This is a genomic window from Rathayibacter sp. AY1C4 (assembly GCF_002932195.1).
Lineage (GTDB): Bacteria > Actinomycetota > Actinomycetes > Actinomycetales > Microbacteriaceae > Rathayibacter.
The window spans coordinates 1-23204 of sequence record NZ_PSWE01000002.1; the positions used below are offsets into that span (position 1 = coordinate 1).

Genomic DNA, 23204 nt, shown 5'->3' on the forward strand with positions numbered 1-23204 from the left:
GATGTGCCGACGGCAGGTGCGCACGCTGAGGTCCAGCCGTGCCGCGAGCGCCTCGTCGGTGAGCCCGGCGGCGAGGCCCTGCAGGATCGACCGCTCCACCCGAGATCCGCCCGCTCCTGACGCGCCAGCAACGCGTCGCCAGCCCCCGTGCCGTCACCAGCCGCGCCAAGCAGCAGTCGCCCTCGCTCATCATGATCGTGCTCCTCTCCGGCGCCGGCGCTCTGCTCTACGGCGCCTTCCTGCTCAACCCGCGCAACATCGGCGACCCCCTCCCGTTCGCCATCGTCATCATCTGCGAGCTGGACCTGATCGGCCAGGCCGCGCTCACGATGTGGACCGCCCTGTCGAGCACCTACGACCCGCGCGACTCCGCCTTCCACTCCGCTCGAGCGACGCTCTACGGGAGCCCGGTCGACGGCATCCCGATCGGCGAGGACCTCTACCTCGGCCGCCGCCGCATCACCGTCGACGTCTTCATCACGACCTACAGGGAGGACCCCGCGATCATCGAGGAGACGGCCCGTGCGGCCCGCGACATGCGCGGCACCCACGTGACGTGGCTCCTCGACGACGGGGACGACCCGCAGGTCGCCGCGATCGCCGAGCGCCTGGGCGTCCGCTACGTGGTGCGCGAGGACCGCGCGGGTGCCAAGGCCGGCAACGTGAACCACGCGCTCCGTCTGACCGACTCGGACTTCGCCGTGATGATCGACGCCGACTTCGTGACCGTGCCGGAGTTCCTGGAGGAGACTCTCCCCTTCTTCGCCCACGACGACGTCGCCTTCGTGCAGGCCCCGCAGGTCTACGGGAACGCGCACAACTTCATCTCGCGCGGCTCCGCCTACATGCAGATCGTCTTCTACGCCCTCACCCAGCCGGGCAAGAACAAGTACAACTCCGCCTTCTGCGTGGGCACCAACGCCGTCTTCCGCCGCAAGGCCCTCGACGACATCGGCGGGATGTACGAGGGCTCGCAGTCCGAGGACATCTGGACGTCGATCTTCGTGCACGAGCGCGGCTGGCGCTCGATCTTCGTGCCGATGACCCTCGCGGTCGGGCGCACGCCCGAGACGATCGAGGCCTTCGTCCGCCAGCAGGTCCGCTGGGCCGTCGGCGGGTTCGAGATCCTGCTCAAGCACAACCCGTTCTCGCCGAAGCGCCGGCTCACGACCGACCAGCGCGTGCAGTACTTCATGACCGTCACGTTCTACTTCACCGGGATCGTGCCGCTGGGCCTGATCGTGCTGCCCCCGCTGCAGATCTACCTGAACATCACGCCGGTCAGCCTGGAGGTGCCGCTCGTCGAGTGGATCCTCTTCTACTGCGGGTTCTACGTGCTGCAGATCGGGCTCGCGCTGTTCATCATCGGCTCGTTCCGGTGGGAGACGCTGCTGCTGTCGACCGTCACCTTCCCGATGTACACGAAGGCGTTCTTCCTCGCTCTCGCGGGCCGGAAGCCGGCCTGGACCTCGACGGGCGCGACCGGGCAGGCCGCCTCGCCCTTCAACTTCATCAAGGTGCAGATGGTCTTCCTGGTGTTCCTGGCCGCGACCTCCGTCGTCGGCTTCCTCAAGGCGGAGTGGACCGCGGAGTACTCGGTGGCGCTCGCCTGGAACGTCCTGAACACCCTCACGCTCGGAGCGTTCGCGGTGATCGCGGCGCGCGAGCACGTCCTCCTGAAGCGCGCCGCCCGGGCCGAGGTGGTCGCTCCGAGCGGCCCCGCCGCCGCGGGACGCCACGGACTCGCCGTCGGTGCGGCATGACCGCGCTGCGCTGGCTCGGCTTCCTCGCCTCGTGCGCCCTCGCGCTCGGCGTCGCCGCCGCCGGCCTGGTCTACGCGAACAACTCCTCGCTCACCGTGCGGGCGGCGAGCGCTCAGCTCGTCACCGACGAGTACTCGCTGGGGACGCCCTACGCGGGCACGATCCAGGACCTCACGATCTCCCGCGGCGACGCGGTGGAGAAGGGCGACGTGCTCTTCAGCCTGCAGAGCACCGTCCTCGAGTCCGACATGCAGACGAAGACGTTCACCAGCGCCGATGTCGGCTACCGGATCGAGGAGGGCGGCCTGATGGTCTTCACGGCGGCGCTGGACGGCGTGGTCACATCGGTCGACGCCGAGATCGGCTCCTTCGTCGAGGAGGACCAGATGATCGCGGTCGTCGCGATCTCGGACTCGATCCACCTCGAGAGCGAGTTCGTGCTCGGCGCCCGGGACTACTCGCGGGTCCCGATCGGCGGCACCGTCGCCGTGGCGATGCCGGACGGGACGACCGTCGACGCCGAGATCTACGACGTCGAGGTGGAGCGGTTCCACGAGGGGCGGGCGACGACCGTCATCCGCGCGCGCACCGACGAGATCACGACGCAGGACTACACCGTGGTCGGAGCTCCCGTCGCGGCGGAGGTGCGGCTCCGCGACGACGGCGACGGCTTCGGCGGCTGGCTGGTCGCCCAGCTCGGCAGGCTCTTCACGCCGGGCGGATTCGCGCGGTGAGGCGCGGGGCGGGGGCGGCCCTCGCTCTCGCCCTCGCGATCGCAGGCCTCACCGGATGCACGTCCGACGGCTCCGCGTCCGACTGGGCCGTGGCAGCGTCCGTGCACGCGCGGGAGCTGCCGCAGGTCCCCGGCCCCTACGCGGGGACGGCGCGGCTCGCCGAAGGGGTGCGGCCGCCGACGAACTCGTGGGTGTCCGGACCGGTGTTCGGGGAGGATCTCCCGCTCTACTCAGGGATCCTCACCGTCACGCCGCGCGCCGACGGCTTCACCGTGGGCCTCCCGATCGTGGAGGCGGCTCCGCGGACCGTCTACGCCCTCGCCCGGGACGATCTCACCGTGACGGTCCCCTCGAGCGCGGTGGCGCTCTCCGCGTTCGACGACCTCGTCGCGCACTGGAGCCTCGCGGGTGCCGGTGAGCTCGTCGCAGCCGAGGGCTGGCCCTACGCCTCCTACCGGACCGAGAGCGCCCAGACTGTGCTGATCGGAGGCGCCACCGCTCCCGAGCGCGCGGCCGGCGGCCTGCTCCTGGTCACCGCGGGCGGACAGCGGTACGGGCTGGTGGCGCCCGCCGCCGCCCTCGATACGTTCCCCCGGATGACGCTGGACGGCACGCTGCTCCTCTTCGCGGTGCCTCCGGGAGCGAGCAGGGCGCGGATCGACGAGCTTCGGCGTCGTGCAGTGCCCCTCGAGGGCGCGAGCGTCTCCCACGACGTCACGGCGAGCACCACCACCACGACCTACGCGCTGCGGACCGAGGGCGGCGCCGAGACGTTCTTCGGCCTCGGGGCCGAGGGGGCGATCGGCTACGACACGCTCTACGGCCGGGTGGGGCTCCGTGCGGGAACGTCGTTCTCCCGCGCCGCCCCCACTATCGTCGAGTCGGGGGCGCTCGATCTCGGCTCCCTCACGGCCGAGGAGAAGACGACGCTCCGGACGCAGGTGCCACTCGACGCCGCGGCCACCCGCTTCGCCGCGCCCGACACCTACGGAGCCGGCAAGGAGCTCTACCGCGCCGCTGCTCTGCACCGTCTCGCCGTCGACCTCGGCCTGGAGGAGGTGGCGGCCGACCTGCACGACCGGATCGCCGCCGAGCTCGACCAGTGGCTCGACCCGCGCGGCTGCGCACCGGGTGCCGTGAAGTGCGTCGTCTACGACCCCGTGCTCGGAGGCGTCGTCGGCTCCGCGCCGTCGTTCGGGTCCGACGCGTTCAACGACCACCACTTCCACTACGGCTACCTGCTCTCCGCCGTCGGGATGCTGGCCGCCGAGGACCCGTCCCTCCTCGAGCGGTACCGGACCGTCGCGGACCTGCTCGCCCTGGATCTCGCCTCTCCCGTCGACACCGCCGAGTTCCCGCGGCTGCGCGTGTTCGACGCGTACCGCGGCCACTCCTGGGCCTCGGGGCTCGCGCCGGCCCGGGACGGCAACGACCAGGAGTCGGTGTCCGAGGCGGTCAACGCCTGGAACGGCCTCGCCCTCTGGGCCGCCGCCTCCGGGAACGCGCCGCTGCTCGAGGAGGCGCGCTGGCTGCTCTCCCTCGAGACGCAGGCGGCCGCAGACCTCTGGCTGAGCCCGGAGACGCCGGTCGGCTTCGAAGCGCCGTTCGTCGCGATCAACTGGGGCGGCAAGCGCGACTACGCCACCTTCTTCGACGCGACACCCTCGGCGCTGCTGGGGATCGAGCTGATCCCGATGCCGCCGTCGACCGCGTTCCTCCCCGACCCCTCGCGGGTCGACGAGCTCGTGGCCGGAGCCCCAGGCGCGCCGCTCACCGACTACGTGCTGATGCTGCAGGCGACCAGCGACCCGGCCGCGGCTCTCGCGCGGGCGGAGCGCCTGCCGGACTCCTCGATCGACAGCGCCGACTCGCGCAGCTACCTGGTGGCGTGGATCCTCACCCGCTGATCCCGCACAGCCCGCTCAGCCCGCTCAGCCCGCGTGCGCTCCGAGGAAGGCGAGCGCCCGCGGCCAGGCGTCGGTCGCCGCCTCGGCCTGGTAGGTCTGCTCGTTCGCGTCGTTGAAGAAGGCGTGGCCCGCTCCCGGGTAGACGACGACCTCGACGTCCTTGCCCTCGGTCGCCTCGCGGATGCGCGGCACCTGTTCGACGAGGGGAGCGTCCTGATCGCCCAGGAACGCCAGCACCGGCACCTGCAGCGCCCCGAGCTCCTCGGCGGACGCGGTGACGTGCCCGTAGAACGGCACGGCCGCCGCCAGCCGCGGCTCGGCCAGCGCGAGCGCCCACGAGAAGGTGCCGCCGTAGCAGAACCCGGTGACGGAGACGCTGGTCGCGCCCTCCTGGCGCAGGAGCCGCTCGACGAGGGCGCGGAGGATCGCGACGGTGCGCGTCGCGTGCTCCGGAGTGAAGACGGGGGCGAAGAAGGTGCGCAGCTCGACCTGGCGCGGCAGGCGCCGCACCGGGTGGTCGTAGTCGGCGCGCTGCTCCTCGTCGAGCTGCTCGAGCAGGCCGCTGTCGGCCAGGAGCTCGGGGGCGACGACGCTGTAGCCCTCGGCCGCGTAGCGGTCGGCGACCGAGCGGATGTGCCCGTCGACCCCCCAGACCTCGTGGATCAGGATCAGCGCGCGGCCGCCCTCACCGCTGCGGTACACCGGTACGTCGTGCTCGGCCAGGGTCCAGGTCTCATCGCTCGTGGGCATGCTCGCACCCTAGCCCCGGACCCCGGGAGCACGCGTCGTCAGAAGTCGTACTCGCAGTTGCGGAGGTTCGCCACGTCCTCGGTGAGCGTCGGCTCCCCGCCGAGCAGGAACGCGTAGTTCTTCGAGTTGGAGGCCAGGAAGCGCAGCGTCGAGTCGTGCACGCAGTCGCGCTCGGTCAGCAGCACGGACGAGCCCAGGGCCGCCGCCGTCGTCGCTCCCGAGAGGGCGTCGGCGAAGGAGGACCCCGCGGCGAGGAAGACGCTGTCCTGCAGCAGCGACTGGGGGTAGGCGCTGTTCAGCTCGACGCTGGTCTCGTAGCGGTCGCGGCCGGCGATCCTCGAGACCGAGGGGGCGAGGCCGCGACGCTCGAAGTCCGCCACGTACGCGTCCCGGATCGAGGGGTCGCCGCCGAGGAACTCCACGTGCTCCGGCGCCAGATCGCGCACCGCGGTCGCGGTCGCGGAGTCGGCGCCCGAGGTCGCACCGTCGACCAGCAGCACGGGCTGCGCACGCCAGCCGGCGATCGGCGCGGCCGACAGGGCGTCGGGGAAGTTCGTGCCGGTCGCGACGAACATGTTCGAGTAGGGGCCGCTGCCGAAGGCGTCTGCGACGATCCGGCGGGAGGTGTCGTAGCGGTCCGTCCCGCCGATCCGCTCGGTGCCGCCGACGATCGAGCGGATCTCGGACAGGACCCCGGGGCTCACGCTCAGCTCGCTGCCGACGACCACGACCCGCTCCGGGCGGAGGCGGCGGATCTCGTCGGAGACGACCCGAGGCAGGCGGTCGGGATCGGTGAGCAGGAGCGCGCCTCCGAGGGCGGCGGCGGCCGGGCCGGCGCTCAGCGCATCCGGCCAGTTCGCCCCGCTGGCCACGTAGAGCACCGGGATGCCCGGGGAGAAGTAGCCCGTCGCCTCCACCGAGGTCGCGTAGCGGTCCGATCCGGCGAGGCGGCCGGTGTACTGCTGGTAGTCGCTGCTCAGCGAGAGGTCGATCCCGGCGGCCGATCCGCCCACCGGGACGCGCACGTCGCCCGCGTCGCCCGAGCGGAGGACGTGGTCCCAGTAGCTGTCGTCGATCACGTCGTCGCGGCTCGACGCCCGGACGAGGTAGTCGCCGGGGACGACCTGCTGGAACGAGTACGGGTTGTCGCCGCCCGTGATCAGGTCGAGCTCGCCGGTGCGGAAGTAGCCGTCGGTTCCCGGGTCGCGGTACCAGATGTCGACGCGCTGGTCGCCCGCGACGCCGCTCAGGCGTCCCTCGAGCGACCCCAGCCGTGCGGTGCGCAGCTGCACGCCGGCCGCCGGGGCCTGAAGCGGCTCGGCGCTGCGGGCGACGGCGCTGCCGCCGGACCAGAGGTCGGCGTACAGGTCGGCGTCGTCCTTGATCAGCAGGTAGTAGGTCTGCCCGGCGGTGAGCCCGTCGATGCTGAAGGTGAGGTCGCCGGCGACGGAGTGGTTCCCGAGGAGCCCCGCCTCGCTCGACCAGACCTCGACGTTCAGGAGGGCGCCGCGGGGAGTGGTGGTCGCGATCGAGCCGTCGGCCTCCTCGACCACGACACGGCCGCTGATCGACGCCGCAGCGCTCGCACGGGCGGCGCTCGGCGCCTCGTCCGGCACGGCGGGCAGGGGGGACTCGGCGCTGGGCTGCCAGAGAGGCTGCCCCTCGGGGAGCACGATCGAGCGGGGCGCGTCGGAGGCGGCGCCGAATGCGGCGACGGGGGCGGCCGACGGCGCGGCCGCCGATGCGGCGGAGGCGAGCGGGCTGGAGGTGATCGCCAGGGCGGCGACGAGGACCGCGGAGGCGGCGGACCTCAGAACGAGCGGGGACACGGCGGAGTGCCTGCTTCCAGGAGGAGGTCGCCCTGCGGCCGACCCGGCGGAGGGGATCGCGCTCATGCTAGCGGCGGCCCGCGCCCCGTCGTCCTCCCCGATCAGGGGTCAGGAGACAGGCGGCGCGACGAGGATGTCGTCCCACTCCAGAGCACGCTCGAACAGGAAGCCGTGCCGCTCGTAGAGGCGGCGGGCGTCGCTGCGCTTCAGCACGTCGAGCCGGAAGGGCAGACCCGGCCGCGCCTCCTCCGCCATCACCCGACGCAGGACGGCGCCGCCGACTCCGCGTCCCTGTGCGTGCGGCGCCAGGTAGAAGTGCTCGATCCAGACCGCGTCCGGCTCGACCCGCGCGGCGATGCTCCCGGCGAAGGCGCCGTCGAGCTCGATCACCCGGGTGAGCTCGGGCCGGTAGCCGTCGAGGAAGCGGTGCCGCACGCGGTGCTCGTCGTAGCGGTCGAGCGTCTCGAGCGACGGGCGCATGACGACCGCGCGCAGCTCGGCGATCGCTGCGGCGTCCTCCGCGGTGGCGGGGCGGAGCGACCAGCCGGCGTCGTCGGCCACGGTCAGCGGCCGCGGGGCTTGCGGGTGCGCCGCACCGCCGGCGCGGACGCCTTGGCGCGGGCCGGCTTCTTCTTGCCGCCGCCGGCCCTCTCCGCCTTCTCGCGCGCCTCCCGCGCCTTCGCCTTGGCGGCCTTCGCCCGCGACTCGACCTTCGGCGTCGCGGCGGTTCCGCGCGTGGTGTTCGCGCTGCGGCCGCGGACGACTCCGATGAAGTCCTCGACGTCGTCGCCCTTGTCGTCCGTCACCCAGGCGAGGCGGACGGAGGAGGGAGCGACGCCGGTCACCGGCACCGCGGTGACGTCCTTGCGGCTGTGCACGCGCGCCACCGACTGCGGCACGATCAGCACGCCCACTCCGGCCGCGACCTGCTCGACCGCGTCGTCGAGGCCGGCCATGCGCGGCAGCGGGCGCCGCGAGCCGTCCGCGAGCTCCTCGGCGACCGCGGCCCACTCCGGCACGTCCTCCGGATCCTGGAGGAGATGCTCGCCGGCGAGCTCGGCGACGTCGAGCTCCTCCGCGGCGGCCAGGACGTGCTCGCGGCCGACGACGGCGACGGGCTGCTCGTCGTAGAGGTGGATGGAGCTGAGGGCGGAGGAGGAGACGTCGCCGCGGACGAACGACAGCTGCGCGCGGCCGTCGAGCAGCGCCTGCTCCTGATCGCGCTCGGCGACGACGGTGATGCGCAGCGGGAGATCGGAGCGGCGCTGGCCCCAGACGCGGGTCCACTTGGTGGGGGTGACGCCGGGCACGAGGGCGACGGCGAGCACGGGGCCGGCGGGGACGGCGTCCTCGGCGTCGGAGTCGGCGTCGTCGGAGTCGGCGGCGTCGTCGACATCGCTGTCCCCGGCGTCGCTGTCCTCGGCGTCGAGGTCGGCGGAGTCGAGGTGGTCGGAGTCGAGGTCGTCGGAGTCGCCGTCCTCGGAGGCGCCGTCCGTGTCGTCCGACTCGGCTCCGGCGCCGACTGCACCCGATCCGGCCGACGCGTCGTCCGCCGCCGCGTCCGCCTCGCCCTCCGGACGCCCCTCCGCCTCGGGAGCGGCCTGCGGGTCGACGGTCTCGGGCTGCTCGCTCATCCCCTCAGGGTAGGTGGTCCGCGCCGCGCCGGTAGGGTTGCCGCATGGCCAAGGCGACACAGACGATGAAGGCTGCGACCGCGGCGAAGAAGCTGCAGGTCTACCTGCCCGCGACCCCGGAGGAGTTCCAGGAGTCGGCGATCACGCGCGAGCAGTACGACGAGCTCGCCGCGAACCCGCCCGCCTGGCTCGTGCAGCTCCGTGAGGAGGGGCCGCACCCGCGCTCCGTCATCGCCTCCCGGCTGAACGTCTCCATCTCGGGGCTCGCCCGCGGCGGCGTCACCGAGGCGCTGACCACTCCCGAGATCCAGGCCCTGCTCGACGAGGTCCCCGAGTGGCTGCGCGTCGAGCAGAACCGCTACGCGGAGGTCCGCCGCGAGCAGGCCCGCATCAAGTCCGAGCGCGCCGCCAAGGCCGCCGACTGACCGCTCTCCCGCCTGCGGGACCCCGATCCGGCGCGGGCGACGTGGCCTGCGGACCGGAGCGGGATCCCGCCGAGGGGAGCCGCGCGGCTACTGGTTCGAGAACGCGGCGTCGAACGACGCGGTCGGGGTCCTCCAGAGCAGCGAGCGGATGAAGCCGACGGCCTCCTTCGCGCCGTGGAGGCGGTCCATCCCGGCGTCCTCCCACTCGATGGAGATCGGGCCGGAGTAGCCGATCGACTCCAGCGCGCGGAACGCGTCCTCCCACGGGACGTCGCCGTGCCCCGTCGAGACGAAGTCCCAGCCGCGGCGCGGGTCGCCCCAGGGCAGGTGCGACCCGAGCACGCCGGCGCGGCCGTTCTTCGGGCGCAGGCGGGTGTCCTTGCAGTCGACGTGGTAGATCCGGTCCTTGAAGTCGACGATGAAGCCGACCGGGTCGATGTCCTGCCACATCATGTGCGACGGGTCCCAGTTGAAGCCGAAGGCCGGGCGGTGCCCGATCGCCTCGAGGGTGCGCACGCTCGACCAGTAGTCGTAGGCGATCTCGGACGGGTGCACCTCGTGCGCGTAGACCACGCCGTTCGCGTCGAACTCGTCGAGGATCGGGTTCCAGCGGGTCGCGAAGTCCTCGTACCCTTCGTCGATCACGGAGGCCGGCACCGGCGGGAACTGCGCCACGTAGGGCCAGATCTTCGAGCCGGTGAAGCCGACGACCACGTCCACGCCGAGCTTGCGGGCGACCCGCGCCGAGCGCTTCATGTCCTCGGCGGCGCGCTGACGCACCCCCTCCGCGTCGCCGTCGCCCCAGGTGTAGTCGCGCACGAGTGCCTTGTGGCGGAAGTCGATCGGGTCGTCGCAGACGGCCTGGCCGGTGAGGTGGTTCGAGATGGCGAAGACCTCGAGGCCGTAGCGGTCGAGGATCTCCAGGCGCGAGGCGGCGTAGGCGTCGTCCTCGTCCGCGCGCTTGAGGTCGAGATGGTCGCCCGAGGCCGCGATCTCGAGTCCGTCGTAGCCCCACTCGGCGGCGAGTCGGGCGACCTCCTCGAAGGGCAGATCGGCCCACTGGCCGGTGAACAGCGTCACGGGGTGGGTGGCGGGGTAGGTCTTCTCGTCGCTCATGCGGCGATCTCCGTCCGGTCGTCGGCGGCGGGCACGGTCACCCAGGCGCCTGTCTCGGCCGCGTCGAGCACGGCCTCGGTGATGCGCGCCGCGCGGAGGCCGTCGGCGAAGGTCGGCAGACCCTCCACGTCGGCGCCCGCCACGGCGGCGTAGGTGTCGCGGGCGAACGCCGTGAAGGCGTCCTGGTAGCCCATCGGATGACCGCTCGGCACGATCGAGAGCCGGGCCGCATCGGGCGCGAGGATCGAGGCGTCGCGCGGCACCAGCAGGGCGCTGTCGCGCCGGCCGACCCACAGCGTCTCGGGGAGCTCCTGCTCGAAGCGCAGCGACTCCTCCAGCCCGGACACCTCGAGCACCAGCTCGTTGCGGTGGCCCGCGGTGACCTGCGAGACGAGGAGCGTGCCGACGGCGCCGCCCTCGAGCCGGACGATCAGGCCGGCCACGTCCTCGGTGCTCACCGGGCGGCCGCCGCGCTCGGCGTGGACGGTGCTCGTGATCGCGGCGAGTGAGTCGATCCGGTCGCCGGTGACGAACTCCAGCAGGTCGACCAGGTGCGAGCCGATGTCGCCGAAGGCGCGCGAGCGGCCGCCGGCGGCCGGGTCGACGCGCCAGTTGTCGTCGGAGGCGCCCAGCAGCCAGTCCTGGAGGTAGCTCCCGCGGACGGTGACCAGGCGGCCGGTCTCGCCGGAGGCGACGCGGGCACGGGCCTCGCGCACCATCGGGTGGAAGCGGTAGGCGAACGGGACGGTCGCCACCACGCCGGCGGAGGATGCGGCCGCAGCGAGCGACTCCGCCTCCCGCAGCGTCGCGGCGAGCGGCTTCTCGCACACCACGTGCTTGCCCGCCTCGATCGCCGCGAGCGCGAGTGCGGCGTGCGTGGCGTTCGGGGTGCAGACGTGCACGAGGTCGATGCTCTCGTCCTCGATCAGGGCCCGGGCGTCCGGGTAGGCACGCTCGACGCCGAGCTCGGCCGCCGCCCGCTCGCCCTTCTCCGGGGTGGAGGAGGCGACTCCGGCGAGCACCGCTCCGGCGCTGCGGGCCGCGCGGCTGTGCACGGCCGCCATGAAGCCGCCGCCGAGCACGCCGACGCGCAGGGGCGCGGGCATCAGGAGAGGGTCGCTTCGGTCGGGTCCCAGCTCTCGGGCAGTGCGGGGCGGGGCGTCACGGAGCTCGTGACGAGGACCTTCTCGCCGGTCTCGGCGGCCTCGAGGAGCGAGAGCATCACGTCGGTGACGTGGTACGCGAGGTCTCCGGAGGCGGCCTCGGGGCGGTCGGCCCGGATCGCACGGGCGAGCTCGAGCACGCCGGTGCCGCGGGAGGCGGTCGAGCCGGTCGCCGCGATGACCTCCGGCTCGGCGGACCCGCGGCGGTGCAGGGTGATCTCTCCGTCGTGCTGGTTCGGGTCGGGGAGGACGAGGGTGCCCTCGGAGCCGTTGATCTCGACGAAGCCGGTGCGCGGCAGGCTCGACTCGAAGCTCCACACGCCCTGGGCCGAGGCCCCGGACTCGAAGCGGAGCAGCCCACCGATGTGCGTCGGGATGGTCACCGGGAACTCGGTGCCCTCCTTCGGGCCGGAGCCCACGACGCGGGTGGCGCGGGCCTGGGACGAGACGGCGGTGACGCTCTCGACGGGGCCGAGGTTCTGCACGAGCGTGGTGATGTAGTACGGGCCCATGTCCAGCAGCGGTCCGCCGCCCTCGGCGAAGAAGAACTCCGGGTTCGGGTGCCACGACTCGGGGCCGGGGCCCTGGAAGAGGGTGAGGGCGGAGAGCGGCGTGCCGATGGCTCCGCTCTCGATCACGCGCTGCGCCGTCTGGAGGCCCGCGCCCAGGAAGGTGTCGGGAGCGGTCGCGACGCGCAGCCCCTTGTCCTTCGCCAGCGCGAGCAGCTCGATCCCGCTGTCGCGGTCGAGCGAGAAGGGCTTCTCGGTCCACACGTGCTTGCCCGCCTCGACCGCGCGGCGCGCGACCTCGACGTGCGCGGCCGGGATCGTGAGGTTCACGACGATCTCGATGCCCTCGTGCGCGAGGAGCTCCTCGACGGTGCCGGAGGCGGGGACGCCGAAGGCCTCGGCCTGGGTCCTCGCCCGCTCGAGGTCGATGTCGGCGACGAAGAGCACCTCGAGGTCGGGGAAGACGGTGAGGTTGGTCAGGTACTGGGTGCTGATGTTGCCGGCGCCGATGACGCCGACGCCCACGCGGCCGGTGCCGCTCATGCGCCGAGCCCCGAGACGTAGCGGTGGGCCGACTCCAGGCCCTCGAAGATGTCGCCGGCGTAGGCGTCGAACTCCAGCACGGGCAGGGCCTGCGGAGCGGCGGCGAGGATCGCCGGGACGTCCATCGCGCCCTCGCCCGCGGGCAGCTGCTCCTGGGTGTCGGCCGAGATCGGGCCGTCCTTCACGTGCAGGAAGCGCACCTGGTCGCCGAGGCGTCCGAGCACCTCGACCGGGTCGTCGCCGCCGACGGCCGCCCAGTAGGTGTCGAGCTCGAGGACCATGCGCGGGTCGAGCAGGCCCGCGAGGTGCTCGAAGGCGCTGCGGCCGTCGACGCGGTTCTCGAACTCGAAGGCGTGGTTGTGGTAGCCGAGCACCAGGCCGCGGGCGGCGGCGGAGTCGACCAGCGCGTTCAGCTCGTCGGCGATGCGGGCGACGTCGTCCGCGGTGGTCCAGCGGGTCGGGTCGACGTAGGGGTCGATCACGGTCTCGACGCCGAGCGAGGCGGCCGTGTCGAGGATCTCGTCGACGGTGGCGTCGCCCTGAGGGCCGAGGAGGCGCGCGTGGGCGCTGGGAGCGCGCAGTCCGCTGGCCGGGAGCGCTACGCGGTAGGCGTCGGCCAGGTCGACGAACCCGAAGAGCTCGACCGTGGTGAAGCCGATCGCCGCGAGGCGGTCGAGGGTGGCGGGAAGATCGGCCGCGAGCGGCTCGCGCACCGAGTACAGCTGGACAGAGAGGTCTGGGGGTGTGGCCACCGGTGGGGCTCCTGATCGCATCGGAAGGTGTGCCTCGAACCCTACGCGGACTTTTGCTCACGGACAAGCAAAACTAGCCCTGCGCGCCCGCCAAGTCGGGCGCCCGCCGCACAGAAGCACGGGCGCTGTGGTTGACTCTGGCCATGTCCCCGCGCCGCCGCATCACCGTCAGCGCGGTCGGCGAGCTGCTGCTCCTGCTGGCCGACGGGGCTCCCCGGACTCGGGCCGACGTGGTCGCCGAGACGGGCCTGCCGCGCGCGGCCGTCTCCGCCCAGCTCGACGTCCTCACCGCCTCCGGCCTGGTCGCCCGACAGGACGACGCCCCCTCCTCCGGCGGCCGTCCCGCCGCCCGCGTGGCCTTCGACCCCCGGGCGCGCAGCCTCCTCGCCGTCGACCTGGGCGCCGCGCACGCCGTCGTCGCCCTGACCGACCTCGACGGCACGGTCCTCGCCCGCCGCCGCGAGAGCATCGCCATCGCCGACGGCCCCCTCGCCGTCCTCGGCCACGCCCTCGACGTCGCCGCGGCCCTGCTCGGCCGGACTCCGGCGGCCGGCCCGCTCGCGGGAGTCGGCGTCGGCGTCCCCGGACCCGTCGAGCACGCGACGGGCCGCCCGGTGAAGCCGCCGATCATGCCCGGCTGGGACCGCTTCGACATCCCGGAGTTCGTCGGCCGCCGCCTCCCCGTACCCGTCCTCGTCGACAACGACGTGAACCTGCTGGCGCTCGGCGAGCACGCCGACCACTACGCCGACGTGGACGACCTCCTCTACGTGAAGGTCTCCACCGGCATCGGAGCCGGGATCGTCAGCGGCGGCGCCCTGCAGCGCGGAGCCCTCGGAGCCGCGGGCGACCTGGGCCACGTGCAGGTCCCCGGCGACCGCGGCGAGGCCGACCTCGAGGCGATCGCGAGCGGCTCGGCGATCGCCCGCCGGCTGACCGAGTCCGGGATCGACGCCGCCAGCACCTCCGACGTCGTCACCCTGCTGACCGGCGGGGACCCCACCACCGTCGAGCTCACGCGCGCCGCCGGCCGCGACATCGGCGAGGTGCTCGCCACCTGCGTGAACCTCCTGAATCCGTCCGTCATCGTCGTCGGCGGCAGCATCGCCCAGGCCAGCCACGAGGTCCTCGCCGGGGTCCGCGAGGTCGTCTACCGCCGCTCCCTCCCCCTGGCGACCCGCGCGCTCGACATCGTGCAGGCCGCGGCCCAGGGCGGAGGCGTCCGCGGCGCCGCCCTGATGGTCCGGCGCCACCTCCTCTCCCCCGCGCACGTCGACGCCTTCCTCGACGCCTGAGCCGCCGGCGCGAGCCGTCGCGCCCCGGTGAGACGCCGCGGGTCGGCGTGCCGATTCGACCGGGCGCCGCAGGGGGCAGAGAATGAATCGGTGCCCGACCTGCAGCTCTCCTTCCCCTGGGAGACGCAGCCCGTCTTCACGGACGCCGAGCCCCCGCACCTCCGGAGGGTCGTCGCCGACTCCTCGGACCGCGTCGCCTGGCTCCGCGCCCGCTCGCGCGGCATCACGGCGACCGACGTCGCCCGCCTCTCCTCCCCCGCCGCGATCGGCAAGGCAGCGCTCGACAAGCTCTACGGCACCGGCTTCGGCGGCAACGCCTTCACCGACCACGGCCGCGCCCGCGAGCCCGAGATCGCCGCCTGGGTGAGGAGCGAGCACGCGATCGAGCCCAGCAGCACCCTCTTCCACGCGAGCCAGGAGCGGCGCCACCTCGCCACGCCCGACGGCATCGGCCTCCGCGAGGACGGCCGGCTCGAGCTCTGCGAGATCAAGACCACGACGAAGCCGTGGCGGAGCATCCCGCGCCACTACCTGCGGCAGGTCTTCTGGCAGCAGTACGTCCTCGGCGCCGAGCGCACGCTCGTCGTCTGGGAGCAGCACCGCGACTTCGTGCCGATCGAGGGCGAGCCGAACTCCCGCTGGGTCGACCGCGACGAGGACGAGATCCACATCCTCGTGCGGCTGGCGGGGATGCTGATGGCCGAGCTGCACGAGCGGACGCGCGCCCGGTGACGGTCCTCCTCCTGCACGGCCTGGGCGGCGACCGCTCCCAGCCGCTGGGGCTGCTGCGCTCCGCCCTCCCCGCCGGCAGCGAGGTCATCGCTCCGGACGTCCGCGCCCACGGCGCCTCCGAGCTGCTCGGCGCGCCCGGCGACTTCGCCCTCGAGGCGCTCGCCGACGAGGTGACGGAGGAGATCGTGCGCTCCGGAGCCGCGCACAAGCCGCTCACGGTGCTCGGCATCTCGATGGGCGCGGCGATCGCCCTGCGCCTCGCCGTCCGACGCGTGCTGCCGATCGACCGCGCCGTCTTCGTGCGTCCCGCCTTCACCGCCGAGCCGCTGCCCGAGAACCTCACCGTGTTCCCCGTCATCGCGCAGCTGCTGCACGACCACGGCGCGAAGCGCGGCGAGCGGATGTTCCGCGCCTCGGGCCTGTTCGCGCGCGCCGCCGAGGTGTCCCCCGCGTCGGCGGAGGCGCTGACGCTGCAGTTCCGCTCCCCGCGCGCGGCCGAGCGCGCCGTCCGGCTCGCCCAGATCCCGCGGAACGCCGCCTACCGCGACTCCGGAGAGCTGGGCGAGGTCATCGCGCGCACCCTGGTGATCGCGGCCGAGCGCGACCCCGTGCACCCGGTCGAGGTCGCGGAGGCGTGGGCTAGGGCTCTTCCGGATGCGGACTGCGAGCGGGTGCCGTCGCGGGACGAGGGCTTCGCCGCTCAGCAGGACCGGATCCGCGGGCACGTCCGCGGCTGGCTCGCTCGGCGCTGAGGTCCTCGAGCGCGAGCACCAGGCCGACGAACGCGAGCCAGAGCACTGCGATCGCCGTCGCCACGAACTCGAGCGTGCCGCCGAGCCGCAGCCACACGCGCAGGAGCGACAGGATCCCACCCGTCCCGGCGACGACCGCCACCGAGATCCCGGCGGCGAGCGAGAGCCGCGCGACCGCAGGGCGCCCCCGCACGGTCGCCAGCTGGAGCATCGCGGCGCAGGCGGCCCCGAAGCCGAGCACGGCGGCCGAGGTGTGGATGAGGTCCTGCCAGCGGAAGGCCGGCCCGACCGGCAGCGGGCAGCCCGCCGTGCAGGTCACCTGCGAGGCGAGCGCGAAGCAGGCGGCCGCCAGGAGGATGGCGCCCGCCGGGCGGAGGGCGGGCAGCAGGCGGGCGCGCACGGGCCAGGCGCCCGCGGCGATCAGCGCACCGCCGGCCGCCACGAGCAGAAGGGCGGCCTCGAAGGCGCCCGCCGTCGGCAGGTCCGGCGCGCCCATCTCGCTGACGTAGACCCAGCGGCTGGTGCCGATGCTGATCCGGGCGGCCAGGAGGACCACGAGCCCGGCCAGGACAAGGAGGGCACCGCCGACCAGCAGGGTACGTCGGCGTCGCATCCCCTCATCGTGCCAGACCGGGCGCCCGCGGCTCCGCGCGCCAATCTTCTCCCGAGGGTGACACCCCCGTAACAGCGCCGACTCATTGCCTCGATTGACTGGTCGCGGCGTCGGATGCGGGGATCGGGGGCGACGTCCTCGGCACGCTCCACCCGCACGCCTCAGCGACAGGAAAGGCGACGATGCACACCAGCGCGCTCGGGCACGGCCTCGCGATCGGCGAGATCCCGGAGGAGGTCGTCCTCCCCGACACGATGACGGCGGCGGTGATCGACGCGCCGGGCGACGCCTCCGCCCTGCACCTGGCGACCGTGCCGACACCCTCCGCCATCAACGCCGAGTTCACCGTGAAGGTGGTCGCGGCCGGCGTGAATCCGCTCGACGCGAAGACGCGGGCGGGCCAGGGGGTCGCCTCGCAGATCGCCTCCTACCCGGCGGTCCTCGGCCACGACTTCTCGGGCGTCGTCGTCTCGAGCCCCTACCCGGCGCATCCGCTGCGGCCGGGCGACGAGGTCTACGGCTTCGTCATGGTGCCGCGCTACTCGGGCTCCTACGCGGAGTACGTCAGCGTGCCGAGCGTCTCCATCGCGCGGAAGCCGTCGACGCTCTCGCACGTCGAAGCGGCCGGCGTCCCGCTCGCGGCGCTCACCGCCTGGGGCATGGTCGTCGAGCTCGCCAAGGCGCACGAGGGCCAGCGGATCCTCATCCACGCCGGGTCGGGCGGAGTCGGCCACTTCGCGGTGCAGTTCGCCGCCTACTTCGGCGCCTCGGTGATCGCGACCGGCTCGACCCGCAACCTGCAGTGGCTGCACGAGCTCGGCGCCGCGCAGGTGATCGACCACACCGCCGAGCGCTTCGACGAGCTGCTGTCCGGCGTCGACGTGGTCATCGATCTGGTCGGCAACGTCCACGACGACACGGGCTCGCGCTCGCTGAGGGTCCTCCGCCCCGGGGGCCTGATCGTGAACGCGCCCACCGGGAGCTGGCCCGGGTTCTTCGAGGAGGCGGCCGCTGCGGGCGTGCGCGCCTCCACCTACCGCGTCGCTCCCGACGGGGCGACCCTCGGCGTGGTCTCGCGCCTTCTCGAGTCGGGCGACGTCCGCGTCTTCATCGACGGCATCTTCCCCCTCGCCCGCGCCTGCGAGGCGCACGAGCAGCTCGAGACGGGCCACACCCGCGGCAAGATCGTCCTCACCGTCTCCGAGGGCTGACCTCGGCGAGATGCCGCTCCGGTACGCCACGCGGAGCGTGTCGCGTACCCGGGCGGCGTCTCGCGGGGAGGGTCAGGAGAGAGAGCGCTCGAGGACGAAGTCGTCCTCCCAGCGGTCGCCGACGAGGAAGCGCTTGCGGCCGACGACCGCGAAGCCGTGCTTGGAGTAGAAGCGCTGAGCGCGCGCGTTCTCCTCGTTGACGCCGAGCCAGACGCCCGCGGCACCGTGTGCCCGCGCCTCCTCGAGGGTCGCGGCCATCAGCGCGGCCGCCGCTCCGGAGCCGTGCCGGCCGGGCAGGAGGTAGAACTTGCTGAGCTCGACGGTCGGACGCAGCCGGATCGCCGCGACGACGTCGGCGTCGGCGGGCTCCCCGCGCACGAGCATCGCGTAGCCGGTCAGCGCGCCGGAGTCGTCGTCGACCAGGAGCGAGCGGAGCGGATCGGCGAGGTGGTCGCGGAAGCGCTCGACCGAGAGCACGGTGCGCACGAACTCGGCCTTCGCCTCCGCGGTGGTGTGCGGCGGGCAGGCCAGCGGGAAGGTCGCGGCGGCCAGCTCGGCCAGGGCCTCGGCGTCGGCGGCAGACGCCCGGCGGACGGTCACGGGAGGCGCGGCGAAGCGGAGCGGCGGATCACCGGTCCAGTATGCCGGGACGACGAAGGAGGGGGCCCGCCGAAGCGGACCCCCTCCTCACGTCAGTGCGTGCTCGGCTCAGGCCAGGACGTTGACGTCCAGCGGGATGCCGGGGCCGAAGGTCGTCGAGACGGCGGCCTTCTGGATGTAGCGGCCCTTCGAGGAGGACGGCTTGAGGCGGAGGATCTCGTCGAGCGCGGTCTTGAAGTTCTCCTGGAGCTGCTCCTCGGTGAACGCGGCCTTGCCCACGACGAGGTGCACGTTGGCGTGCTTGTCGACGCGGAACTCGATCTTGCCGCCCTTGATCTCGGTCACGGCCTTCGCCACGTCCGGGGTCACGGTGCCGGTCTTCGGGTTGGGCATGAGGCCGCGGGGGCCGAGCACCTTTCCGAGACGGCCGACCTGGCCCATGAGCTCCGGGGTCGAGACGGCGGAGTCGAACGAGGTGTACCCGCCCGCGACCTTCTCGATGAGCTCGGCGCCGCCGACCTCGTCGGCACCGGCGGCCAGCGCGGCCTCGGCGGCCGGACCGGTCGCGAACACGATGACGCGGGCGGTCTTGCCCGTGCCGTGGGGCAGGATGACCGTGCCGCGGACCATCTGGTCGGCCTTGCGGGGGTCGACACCGAGCTTGAGGGCGACCTCGACGGTGCTGTTGAACTTGGCGGAACCGGTCTCGCGGGCGAGCGCGACGGCCTCGTCGGCCGTGTAGAACTTGCCCTCTTCGAGCTTGGCCGCGGCGGCCCGGTAGGCCTTCGACTTCTGTGCCATGTTGTTTCTCCTTGAAACGAGAATGTGGTTCTAGAGCCTGGCGGGCTCTCCCACGGGGGTGATGGAGTTCTGGTGGTGCCGCGATCGCGGCCGTGACTGCTGCTCGCGGGAGGCGGAGAGGTCCTGCGGAGGCGCTTCCGGCCCGGGCGTGCGGCCAGCTGAGGGGCCGCCGTCGGGTTCTCGAGGCTTCCGCGGTGGGTCCGCGCCGGTGGGCGCGTCGCTCCCGCCGTCGAGCAGCGCGTCGCGCTACTCGACCGTGATGCCCATCGAGCGGGCGGTGCCGGCGATGATCTTCGCGGCGGCGTCGATGTCGTTGGCGTTCAGGTCGACCTGCTTCGCCTCGGCGATCTCGCGGACCTGCGCCTGGGTGAGCTTCGCGACCTTCACGGTGTGCGGGGTCGAGGAGCCCTTGGCGACGCCGGCGGCCTTCTTGATGAGCTCCGCCGCGGGCGGGGTCTTCAGCACGAAGGTGAACGAGCGGTCCTCGTAGACGGTGATCTCGACGGGGATGACGTTGCCGCGCTGCGACTCGGTCTGCGCGTTGTACGCCTTGCAGAACTCCATGATGTTGACGCCGTGCTGACCGAGCGCCGGACCGATCGGGGGCGCGGGGTTGGCCGCGCCGGCCTTGATCTGGAGCTTGATCAGGCCGGTGACCTTCTTCTTGGGGGCCATTCTGATTCCTTTTCTCAGGGTTCGAGCGGTCGGGGGCTCCCGGCCGCTCTCCCGCGCATCCGACGGTGCCGGATCGCGGTGGAGGAGGGTCGTCCGGCGCGCACAGAGGCGGGCGCCGACACGAAAACCCGTACGAGCTTACACGAGCGGGGCCACCCCCGACAGGGCGGAGGAGGGGCCGACGCCCGGGGGCGCGTGGGGCGGTGCCGGAGGGGGCGCCGCCCGGAACGGCGAACGCCCCCTCCGACGTGCGGAGGGGGCGTTCACGCGGCGCGGAGGCGACGCGTCAGAGCTTGGTGACCTGGTCGAACGACAGCTCGACCGGGGTCTCGCGCTCGAAGAGCGAGACGAGCACGGTGAGCTTGCCGCTCTCGGGCTTGATCTCGCTGATCGAGCCGGGAAGACCCGCGAACGAGCCCTCCTTGATGGTGATAGTCTCGCCGATCTCGAAGTCGACCTCGGCGGGCAGCACGCGCTGGGCCTGCTTCTGGCCCTTGGCGCCGGAGGTCTTCGAGGGGGCGACGTCCTTGATCTCGACGAGGCTCTTCAGCATCGTGAAGGCCTCCTCGAAGCGCAGCGGGGTCGGGTTGTGGGCGTTGCCCACGAAGCCGGTGACGCCCGGCGTGTGGCGGACGACCGACCACGAGTCCTCGTTGAGGTCCATGCGCACCAGCACGTAGCCGGGGATGCGCACGCGGGTGACCATCTTGCGCTGGCCGTTCTTGATCTCGACCACGTCCTCCATCGGGACCTGGACCTCGAAGATGTAGTCCTCGGCCTCGAGCGAGACCTTGCGGTTCTCGATGTTGGACTTCACGCGCTTCTCGAAGCCGGCGTAGGAGTGGATGACGTACCACTTGCCCGGCTTGCCGCGCAGCTCGGTGCGGAAGGCCTCGTACGGGTCGATGTCGGCGAGGTCCTCACCGGCGGCCTCGGCGTCCTCGGCGGCGACCTCGGCCTCGTCCTCGACGGCCTCGAGGGCCGCTTCGGCCTCCTCGACGGTGTCGATGTGCGCGGCCTCGTCGACCGCGGAGTCGGCCTCGGGGTCGTCGACGGAGCCGATGGCGTCCAGCGCTGCCTCGAGGTCGGAGGCGAGGTCGTCCTCGGACTCGTTCTCGTCGATGATGCTCAGCGCACCCTGCTCGGCGGGCTCGACGGCGTCCTCAGCCTGCGACTGGACGTCGCCCTCCTGCTCCTCCTCGACCTCCGACGACTGCTCGGCAGCCGTCGCCCAGTCGACGTCGTCGCGGTTTCTGTCAGACACTCGTCACAACTCTCTCTCGATCGATCGGTCGCGCCCCTCGGGGCGCGTCCCGCTGTCGCCGGCACCCTCCGCTCGCGCGGCCCGGATGCTCTCGGGTCAGGCGGCGGGTGTGCCGAACACGTACGTCACGGCCAGGGCGAACACCCAGTCGAGGAAGGACACCAGCGCCATCATGATGACGACGAAGATCAGCACGACCACGACGTAGTTGCCCAGCTCCTTGCGGGTGGGCGTCACGACCTTCTTCAGCTCGGCGATGACCTGCCGGATGAAGAGGGCGATGCGCGCGAACGGGTTGCGCCGCGCGGCTCGCTGCTGATTGGCGATCGCGACGACGTCCTCGCTCGGCTCGTCGACTGCTTTCCCGGCCACCTGCACGCACCTTTCCCGCACCGGAACCTCCGGTGTGGCCGACCGCCCGTCATGGGCGGCCCTGGACCGATGACCGCAGCGTCGCGGGGACCGCGTGCGACGGGCATCGATGTGCAGGGCGGACAGGGCTCGAACCTGCAACCTGCGGTTTTGGAGACCGCTGCTCTACCAATTGAGCCACCGCCCTATGGATGCCGTTGCGAGCATCCGAGGAGGAGACCGACCCGCCGCCCCACCGCCGCGACCCTCGCGGGCGCTGCGGATGAGGGCAGAGATCGACTACCTCGGACGAGTGTACGTGGACCCGAAGGGCGTGTCCAGCCGAGCGGCGGGGGGCCTCGGAGCCCCGTGTGCGCGCAGGATACGCTGGCCGTCGTGTCCTCCACCACGCGCATCTCCGCCCGCATCGCCGCCATCGCCGAGTCCGCCACTCTGAAGGTCGACGCCAAGGCGAAGGCCCTCCAGGCCCAGGGCCGCCCGGTCGTCTCCTACGCCGCCGGCGAGCCCGACTTCCTCACTCCCGAGCACATCGTCGAGGCCGCCTCGGCCGCCGTGCTCGACCCGGGGAACTACCGCTACACCCCCGCGGCGGGCCTCCCCGACCTCCGCGCTGCCATCGCGGAGAAGACGGCGCGCGACTCCGGATGGGCCGTCGACCCCTCGCAGGTCGTGGTCACCAACGGCGGCAAGCAGGCCGTCTACCAGGCCTTCCAGACCCTCCTCGACGACGGCGACGAGGTGCTGGTGCCGACCCCGTACTGGACCACCTACCCCGAGGCGATCAAGCTCGCCGGCGGCGTGCAGGTGGACGTGTTCGCGGGCGCCGACCAGGGCTACCTGGTCACGGTCGAGCAGCTGGAGGCCGCGCGCACCGAGCGCACCAAGGTGCTCCTGTTCGTCTCCCCCTCCAACCCCACCGGCGCCGTCTACTCGGCCGAGCAGACCCGCGAGATCGGCGAGTGGGCCGAGGAGCACGGCCTCTGGATCATCGCCGACGAGATCTACCAGAACCTCGTCTACTCCACCGGCGACCAGGACGACGCGAGCCCGCTCGAGCACGCGACCTCGATCGTCGAGGCGGTGCCGGCCCTGCGCGACCGGACGATCCTCGTCAACGGCGTCGCGAAGACCTACGCGATGACCGGCTGGCGCGTCGGATGGATGGTCGGCCCGGCCGACGCGATCAAGGGCGCCTCGAACCTCCAGTCGCACCTCTCGAGCAACGTCTCGAACATCTCGCAGCGCGCCGCGATCGCCGCCCTCACCGGCCCGCAGGAGCCGGCCGAGGAGATGCGCCTGGCCTTCGACCGCCGCCGCCGCACCATCGTCGCCGAGCTGAACGCGATCGACGGGATCGAGTGCCCCACCCCCGGCGGCGCGTTCTACGTCTACCCCGACGTGAACGGGCTGCTGAACCGCGAGTGGAACGGCACCACCCCGACGACCTCCCTCGAGCTCGCCGACCTCATCCTCGAGCAGGCCGAGGTCGCCACCGTCCCCGGGGAGGCCTTCGGACCGAGCGGCTACCTCCGCCTGTCCTACGCCCTCGGCGACGACGCGCTCCTCGAGGGCGTGCGCCGCTTGCAGCGGCTCTTCGGCACCGTCTAGCCGCTCTCCTCCTGCGTCGTCGATAGGCCGCGGCCGGCTCGACGACGAGGTGCGTCGCAGAGAGCGGGATGCGCAGCGCGGACGACGATCCGCCGACACGCGGATCGCCGGTCGCCGCTCGACCGTGCCTCACGGTGACCGGCGGGTACTGCGACG

General features: G+C 72.8%; 23 protein-coding genes and 1 tRNA gene. 9 read left to right on the plus strand and 15 right to left on the minus strand.

Annotated features, from left to right (window positions below):
- The first annotated feature begins 191 nt into the window (after nt 1-191).
- From C5C99_RS01170 to C5C99_RS01180, 3 genes are read left to right on the plus strand one after another with little or no spacing between them, the layout of a single operon-like run.
- Nucleotides 192-1763 (plus strand): glycosyltransferase family 2 protein, encoded by a 1572-nt coding sequence (locus C5C99_RS01170; RefSeq protein WP_104339465.1) that lies wholly within the window; start codon nt 192-194, stop codon nt 1761-1763.
- Nucleotides 1760-2497 carry a biotin/lipoyl-binding protein gene (locus C5C99_RS16965; protein ID WP_104247768.1) on the plus strand — a complete coding sequence of 246 codons (738 nt, stop codon included), beginning with the start codon at nt 1760-1762 and terminating at the stop codon, nt 2495-2497. The genes C5C99_RS01170 and C5C99_RS16965 overlap by 4 nt, the downstream gene beginning before the upstream one ends.
- Nucleotides 2494-4404, plus strand: a complete 1911-nt coding sequence (locus C5C99_RS01180; RefSeq protein WP_104339466.1) for a glycosyl hydrolase — start codon at nt 2494-2496, stop codon at nt 4402-4404. The genes C5C99_RS16965 and C5C99_RS01180 overlap by 4 nt, the downstream gene beginning before the upstream one ends.
- Before the next feature lie 24 nt (nt 4405-4428).
- On the opposite strand, the gene C5C99_RS01185 is transcribed toward C5C99_RS01180, so the two are convergent.
- From C5C99_RS01185 to C5C99_RS01200, 4 genes are all read right to left on the minus strand, one after another.
- Entirely contained in the window at nt 4429-5154 is a 726-nt protein-coding gene (locus tag C5C99_RS01185) for a dienelactone hydrolase family protein (protein WP_104223644.1), read from the minus strand.
- Between the two features lie 38 nt (nt 5155-5192).
- Nucleotides 5193-6983 carry a cell wall-binding repeat-containing protein gene (locus C5C99_RS01190; RefSeq protein WP_104339467.1) on the minus strand — a complete coding sequence of 597 codons (1791 nt, stop codon included), beginning with the start codon at nt 6981-6983 and terminating at the stop codon, nt 5193-5195.
- 108 nt (nt 6984-7091) lie between these two features.
- On the minus strand, nt 7092-7544 hold the full coding sequence (locus tag C5C99_RS01195) for a GNAT family N-acetyltransferase (protein ID WP_258063585.1): 453 nt from the start codon (nt 7542-7544) through the stop codon (nt 7092-7094).
- Nucleotides 7545-7546: 2 nt separating this feature from the next.
- The gene (locus tag C5C99_RS01200; protein ID WP_104339468.1) at nt 7547-8617 is read right to left on the minus strand and encodes a LysR substrate-binding domain-containing protein; all 1071 of its coding nucleotides are present in this window, start codon (nt 8615-8617) and stop codon (nt 7547-7549) included.
- 44 nt (nt 8618-8661) lie between these two features.
- Here C5C99_RS01200 and C5C99_RS01205 point away from each other — a divergent pair, with 44 nt between their 5' ends.
- Nucleotides 8662-9042 (plus strand): DUF5997 family protein, encoded by a 381-nt coding sequence (locus tag C5C99_RS01205; RefSeq protein ID WP_104223641.1) that lies wholly within the window; start codon nt 8662-8664, stop codon nt 9040-9042.
- An 87-nt stretch (nt 9043-9129) separates the two neighbouring features.
- Here C5C99_RS01205 and C5C99_RS01210 read toward each other — a convergent pair whose 3' ends face one another.
- From C5C99_RS01210 to C5C99_RS01225, 4 genes are read right to left on the minus strand one after another with little or no spacing between them, the layout of a single operon-like run.
- On the minus strand, nt 9130-10158 hold the full coding sequence (locus C5C99_RS01210; RefSeq protein ID WP_167299019.1) for a sugar phosphate isomerase/epimerase: 1029 nt from the start codon (nt 10156-10158) through the stop codon (nt 9130-9132).
- Nucleotides 10155-11264 carry a Gfo/Idh/MocA family protein gene (locus C5C99_RS01215; protein WP_104223640.1) on the minus strand — a complete coding sequence of 370 codons (1110 nt, stop codon included), beginning with the start codon at nt 11262-11264 and terminating at the stop codon, nt 10155-10157. The genes C5C99_RS01210 and C5C99_RS01215 overlap by 4 nt, the downstream gene beginning before the upstream one ends.
- A complete protein-coding gene (locus tag C5C99_RS01220) occupies nt 11264-12373 on the minus strand; it encodes a Gfo/Idh/MocA family protein (protein WP_104223639.1) in 1110 nt (369 codons plus the stop codon). The genes C5C99_RS01215 and C5C99_RS01220 overlap by 1 nt, the downstream gene beginning before the upstream one ends.
- Entirely contained in the window at nt 12370-13125 is a 756-nt protein-coding gene (locus C5C99_RS01225) for a sugar phosphate isomerase/epimerase (RefSeq protein WP_258063586.1), read from the minus strand. Before C5C99_RS01225 ends, C5C99_RS01220 begins: the two co-directional genes overlap by 4 nt.
- Before the next feature lie 143 nt (nt 13126-13268).
- Here C5C99_RS01225 and C5C99_RS01230 point away from each other — a divergent pair, with 143 nt between their 5' ends.
- From C5C99_RS01230 to C5C99_RS01240, 3 genes are all read left to right on the plus strand, one after another.
- Nucleotides 13269-14420, plus strand: coding sequence for an ROK family transcriptional regulator (locus C5C99_RS01230; RefSeq protein WP_104223637.1), 1152 nt, complete (start codon nt 13269-13271; stop codon nt 14418-14420).
- A gap of 99 nt (nt 14421-14519) precedes the next feature.
- Nucleotides 14520-15152 carry a YqaJ viral recombinase family protein gene (locus C5C99_RS01235; RefSeq protein ID WP_104223661.1) on the plus strand — a complete coding sequence of 211 codons (633 nt, stop codon included), beginning with the start codon at nt 14520-14522 and terminating at the stop codon, nt 15150-15152.
- On the plus strand, nt 15149-15904 hold the full coding sequence (locus C5C99_RS01240) for an alpha/beta fold hydrolase (protein WP_181074521.1): 756 nt from the start codon (nt 15149-15151) through the stop codon (nt 15902-15904). Before C5C99_RS01235 ends, C5C99_RS01240 begins: the two co-directional genes overlap by 4 nt.
- Here C5C99_RS01240 and C5C99_RS01245 read toward each other — a convergent pair.
- A complete protein-coding gene (locus tag C5C99_RS01245) occupies nt 15792-16517 on the minus strand; it encodes a DUF998 domain-containing protein (RefSeq protein ID WP_104223635.1) in 726 nt (241 codons plus the stop codon). The genes C5C99_RS01240 and C5C99_RS01245 overlap by 113 nt on opposite strands.
- Before the next feature lie 182 nt (nt 16518-16699).
- Here C5C99_RS01245 and C5C99_RS01250 point away from each other — a divergent pair, with 182 nt between their 5' ends.
- Nucleotides 16700-17728, plus strand: a complete 1029-nt coding sequence (locus C5C99_RS01250) for an NADP-dependent oxidoreductase (RefSeq protein ID WP_374952914.1) — start codon at nt 16700-16702, stop codon at nt 17726-17728.
- Nucleotides 17729-17800: 72 nt separating this feature from the next.
- On the opposite strand, the gene C5C99_RS01255 is transcribed toward C5C99_RS01250, so the two are convergent.
- The 6 genes from C5C99_RS01255 to C5C99_RS01280 all read right to left on the minus strand — a co-directional run bounded on the left by C5C99_RS01255 (nt 17801) and on the right by C5C99_RS01280 (nt 21627).
- Nucleotides 17801-18328 (minus strand): GNAT family N-acetyltransferase, encoded by a 528-nt coding sequence (locus tag C5C99_RS01255; RefSeq protein ID WP_104292415.1) that lies wholly within the window; start codon nt 18326-18328, stop codon nt 17801-17803.
- Nucleotides 18329-18436: 108 nt separating this feature from the next.
- On the minus strand, nt 18437-19129 hold the full coding sequence (gene rplA, locus C5C99_RS01260; protein WP_104223633.1) for a 50S ribosomal protein L1: 693 nt from the start codon (nt 19127-19129) through the stop codon (nt 18437-18439).
- A gap of 246 nt (nt 19130-19375) precedes the next feature.
- On the minus strand, nt 19376-19804 hold the full coding sequence (gene rplK / locus C5C99_RS01265; protein WP_104223632.1) for a 50S ribosomal protein L11: 429 nt from the start codon (nt 19802-19804) through the stop codon (nt 19376-19378).
- 286 nt (nt 19805-20090) lie between these two features.
- Complete coding sequence (nusG, locus tag C5C99_RS01270; RefSeq protein ID WP_104234235.1) at nt 20091-21068, minus strand: transcription termination/antitermination protein NusG; 978 nt, start codon at nt 21066-21068, stop codon at nt 20091-20093.
- Between the two features lie 96 nt (nt 21069-21164).
- A complete protein-coding gene (gene secE, locus C5C99_RS01275; RefSeq protein ID WP_068208793.1) occupies nt 21165-21440 on the minus strand; it encodes a preprotein translocase subunit SecE in 276 nt (91 codons plus the stop codon).
- 114 nt (nt 21441-21554) lie between these two features.
- Nucleotides 21555-21627, minus strand: a tRNA-Trp gene (locus C5C99_RS01280).
- Nucleotides 21628-21806: 179 nt separating this feature from the next.
- Between C5C99_RS01280 and C5C99_RS01285 the strand changes: the two genes are divergently transcribed.
- Nucleotides 21807-23048, plus strand: a complete 1242-nt coding sequence (locus C5C99_RS01285) for a pyridoxal phosphate-dependent aminotransferase (RefSeq protein WP_374953262.1) — start codon at nt 21807-21809, stop codon at nt 23046-23048.
- The last annotated feature ends 156 nt before the right edge of the window (nt 23049-23204 follow it).

Excerpts from the sequence above, each read along its gene's own strand:
- C5C99_RS01170 (WP_104339465.1), top strand. The coding sequence starts at position 192 with ATGATCGTGCTCCTCTCCGGCGCCGGCGCTCTGCTCTACGGCGCCTTC.
- C5C99_RS16965 (WP_104247768.1), top strand. The coding sequence starts at position 1,760 with ATGACCGCGCTGCGCTGGCTCGGCTTCCTCGCCTCGTGCGCCCTCGCG.
- C5C99_RS01185 (WP_104223644.1), bottom strand. The coding sequence starts at position 5,154 with ATGCCCACGAGCGATGAGACCTGGACCCTGGCCGAGCACGACGTACCG.
- C5C99_RS01200 (WP_104339468.1), bottom strand. The coding sequence starts at position 8,617 with ATGAGCGAGCAGCCCGAGACCGTCGACCCGCAGGCCGCTCCCGAGGCG.
- C5C99_RS01205 (WP_104223641.1), top strand. The coding sequence starts at position 8,662 with ATGGCCAAGGCGACACAGACGATGAAGGCTGCGACCGCGGCGAAGAAG.
- C5C99_RS01210 (WP_167299019.1), bottom strand. The coding sequence starts at position 10,158 with ATGAGCGACGAGAAGACCTACCCCGCCACCCACCCCGTGACGCTGTTC.
- C5C99_RS01215 (WP_104223640.1), bottom strand. The coding sequence starts at position 11,264 with ATGCCCGCGCCCCTGCGCGTCGGCGTGCTCGGCGGCGGCTTCATGGCG.
- C5C99_RS01220 (WP_104223639.1), bottom strand. The coding sequence starts at position 12,373 with ATGAGCGGCACCGGCCGCGTGGGCGTCGGCGTCATCGGCGCCGGCAAC.
- C5C99_RS01230 (WP_104223637.1), top strand. The coding sequence starts at position 13,269 with ATGTCCCCGCGCCGCCGCATCACCGTCAGCGCGGTCGGCGAGCTGCTG.
- C5C99_RS01245 (WP_104223635.1), bottom strand. The coding sequence starts at position 16,517 with ATGCGACGCCGACGTACCCTGCTGGTCGGCGGTGCCCTCCTTGTCCTG.
- C5C99_RS01250 (WP_374952914.1), top strand. The coding sequence starts at position 16,700 with ATGCACACCAGCGCGCTCGGGCACGGCCTCGCGATCGGCGAGATCCCG.
- rplA (WP_104223633.1), bottom strand. The coding sequence starts at position 19,129 with ATGGCACAGAAGTCGAAGGCCTACCGGGCCGCCGCGGCCAAGCTCGAA.
- rplK (WP_104223632.1), bottom strand. The coding sequence starts at position 19,804 with ATGGCCCCCAAGAAGAAGGTCACCGGCCTGATCAAGCTCCAGATCAAG.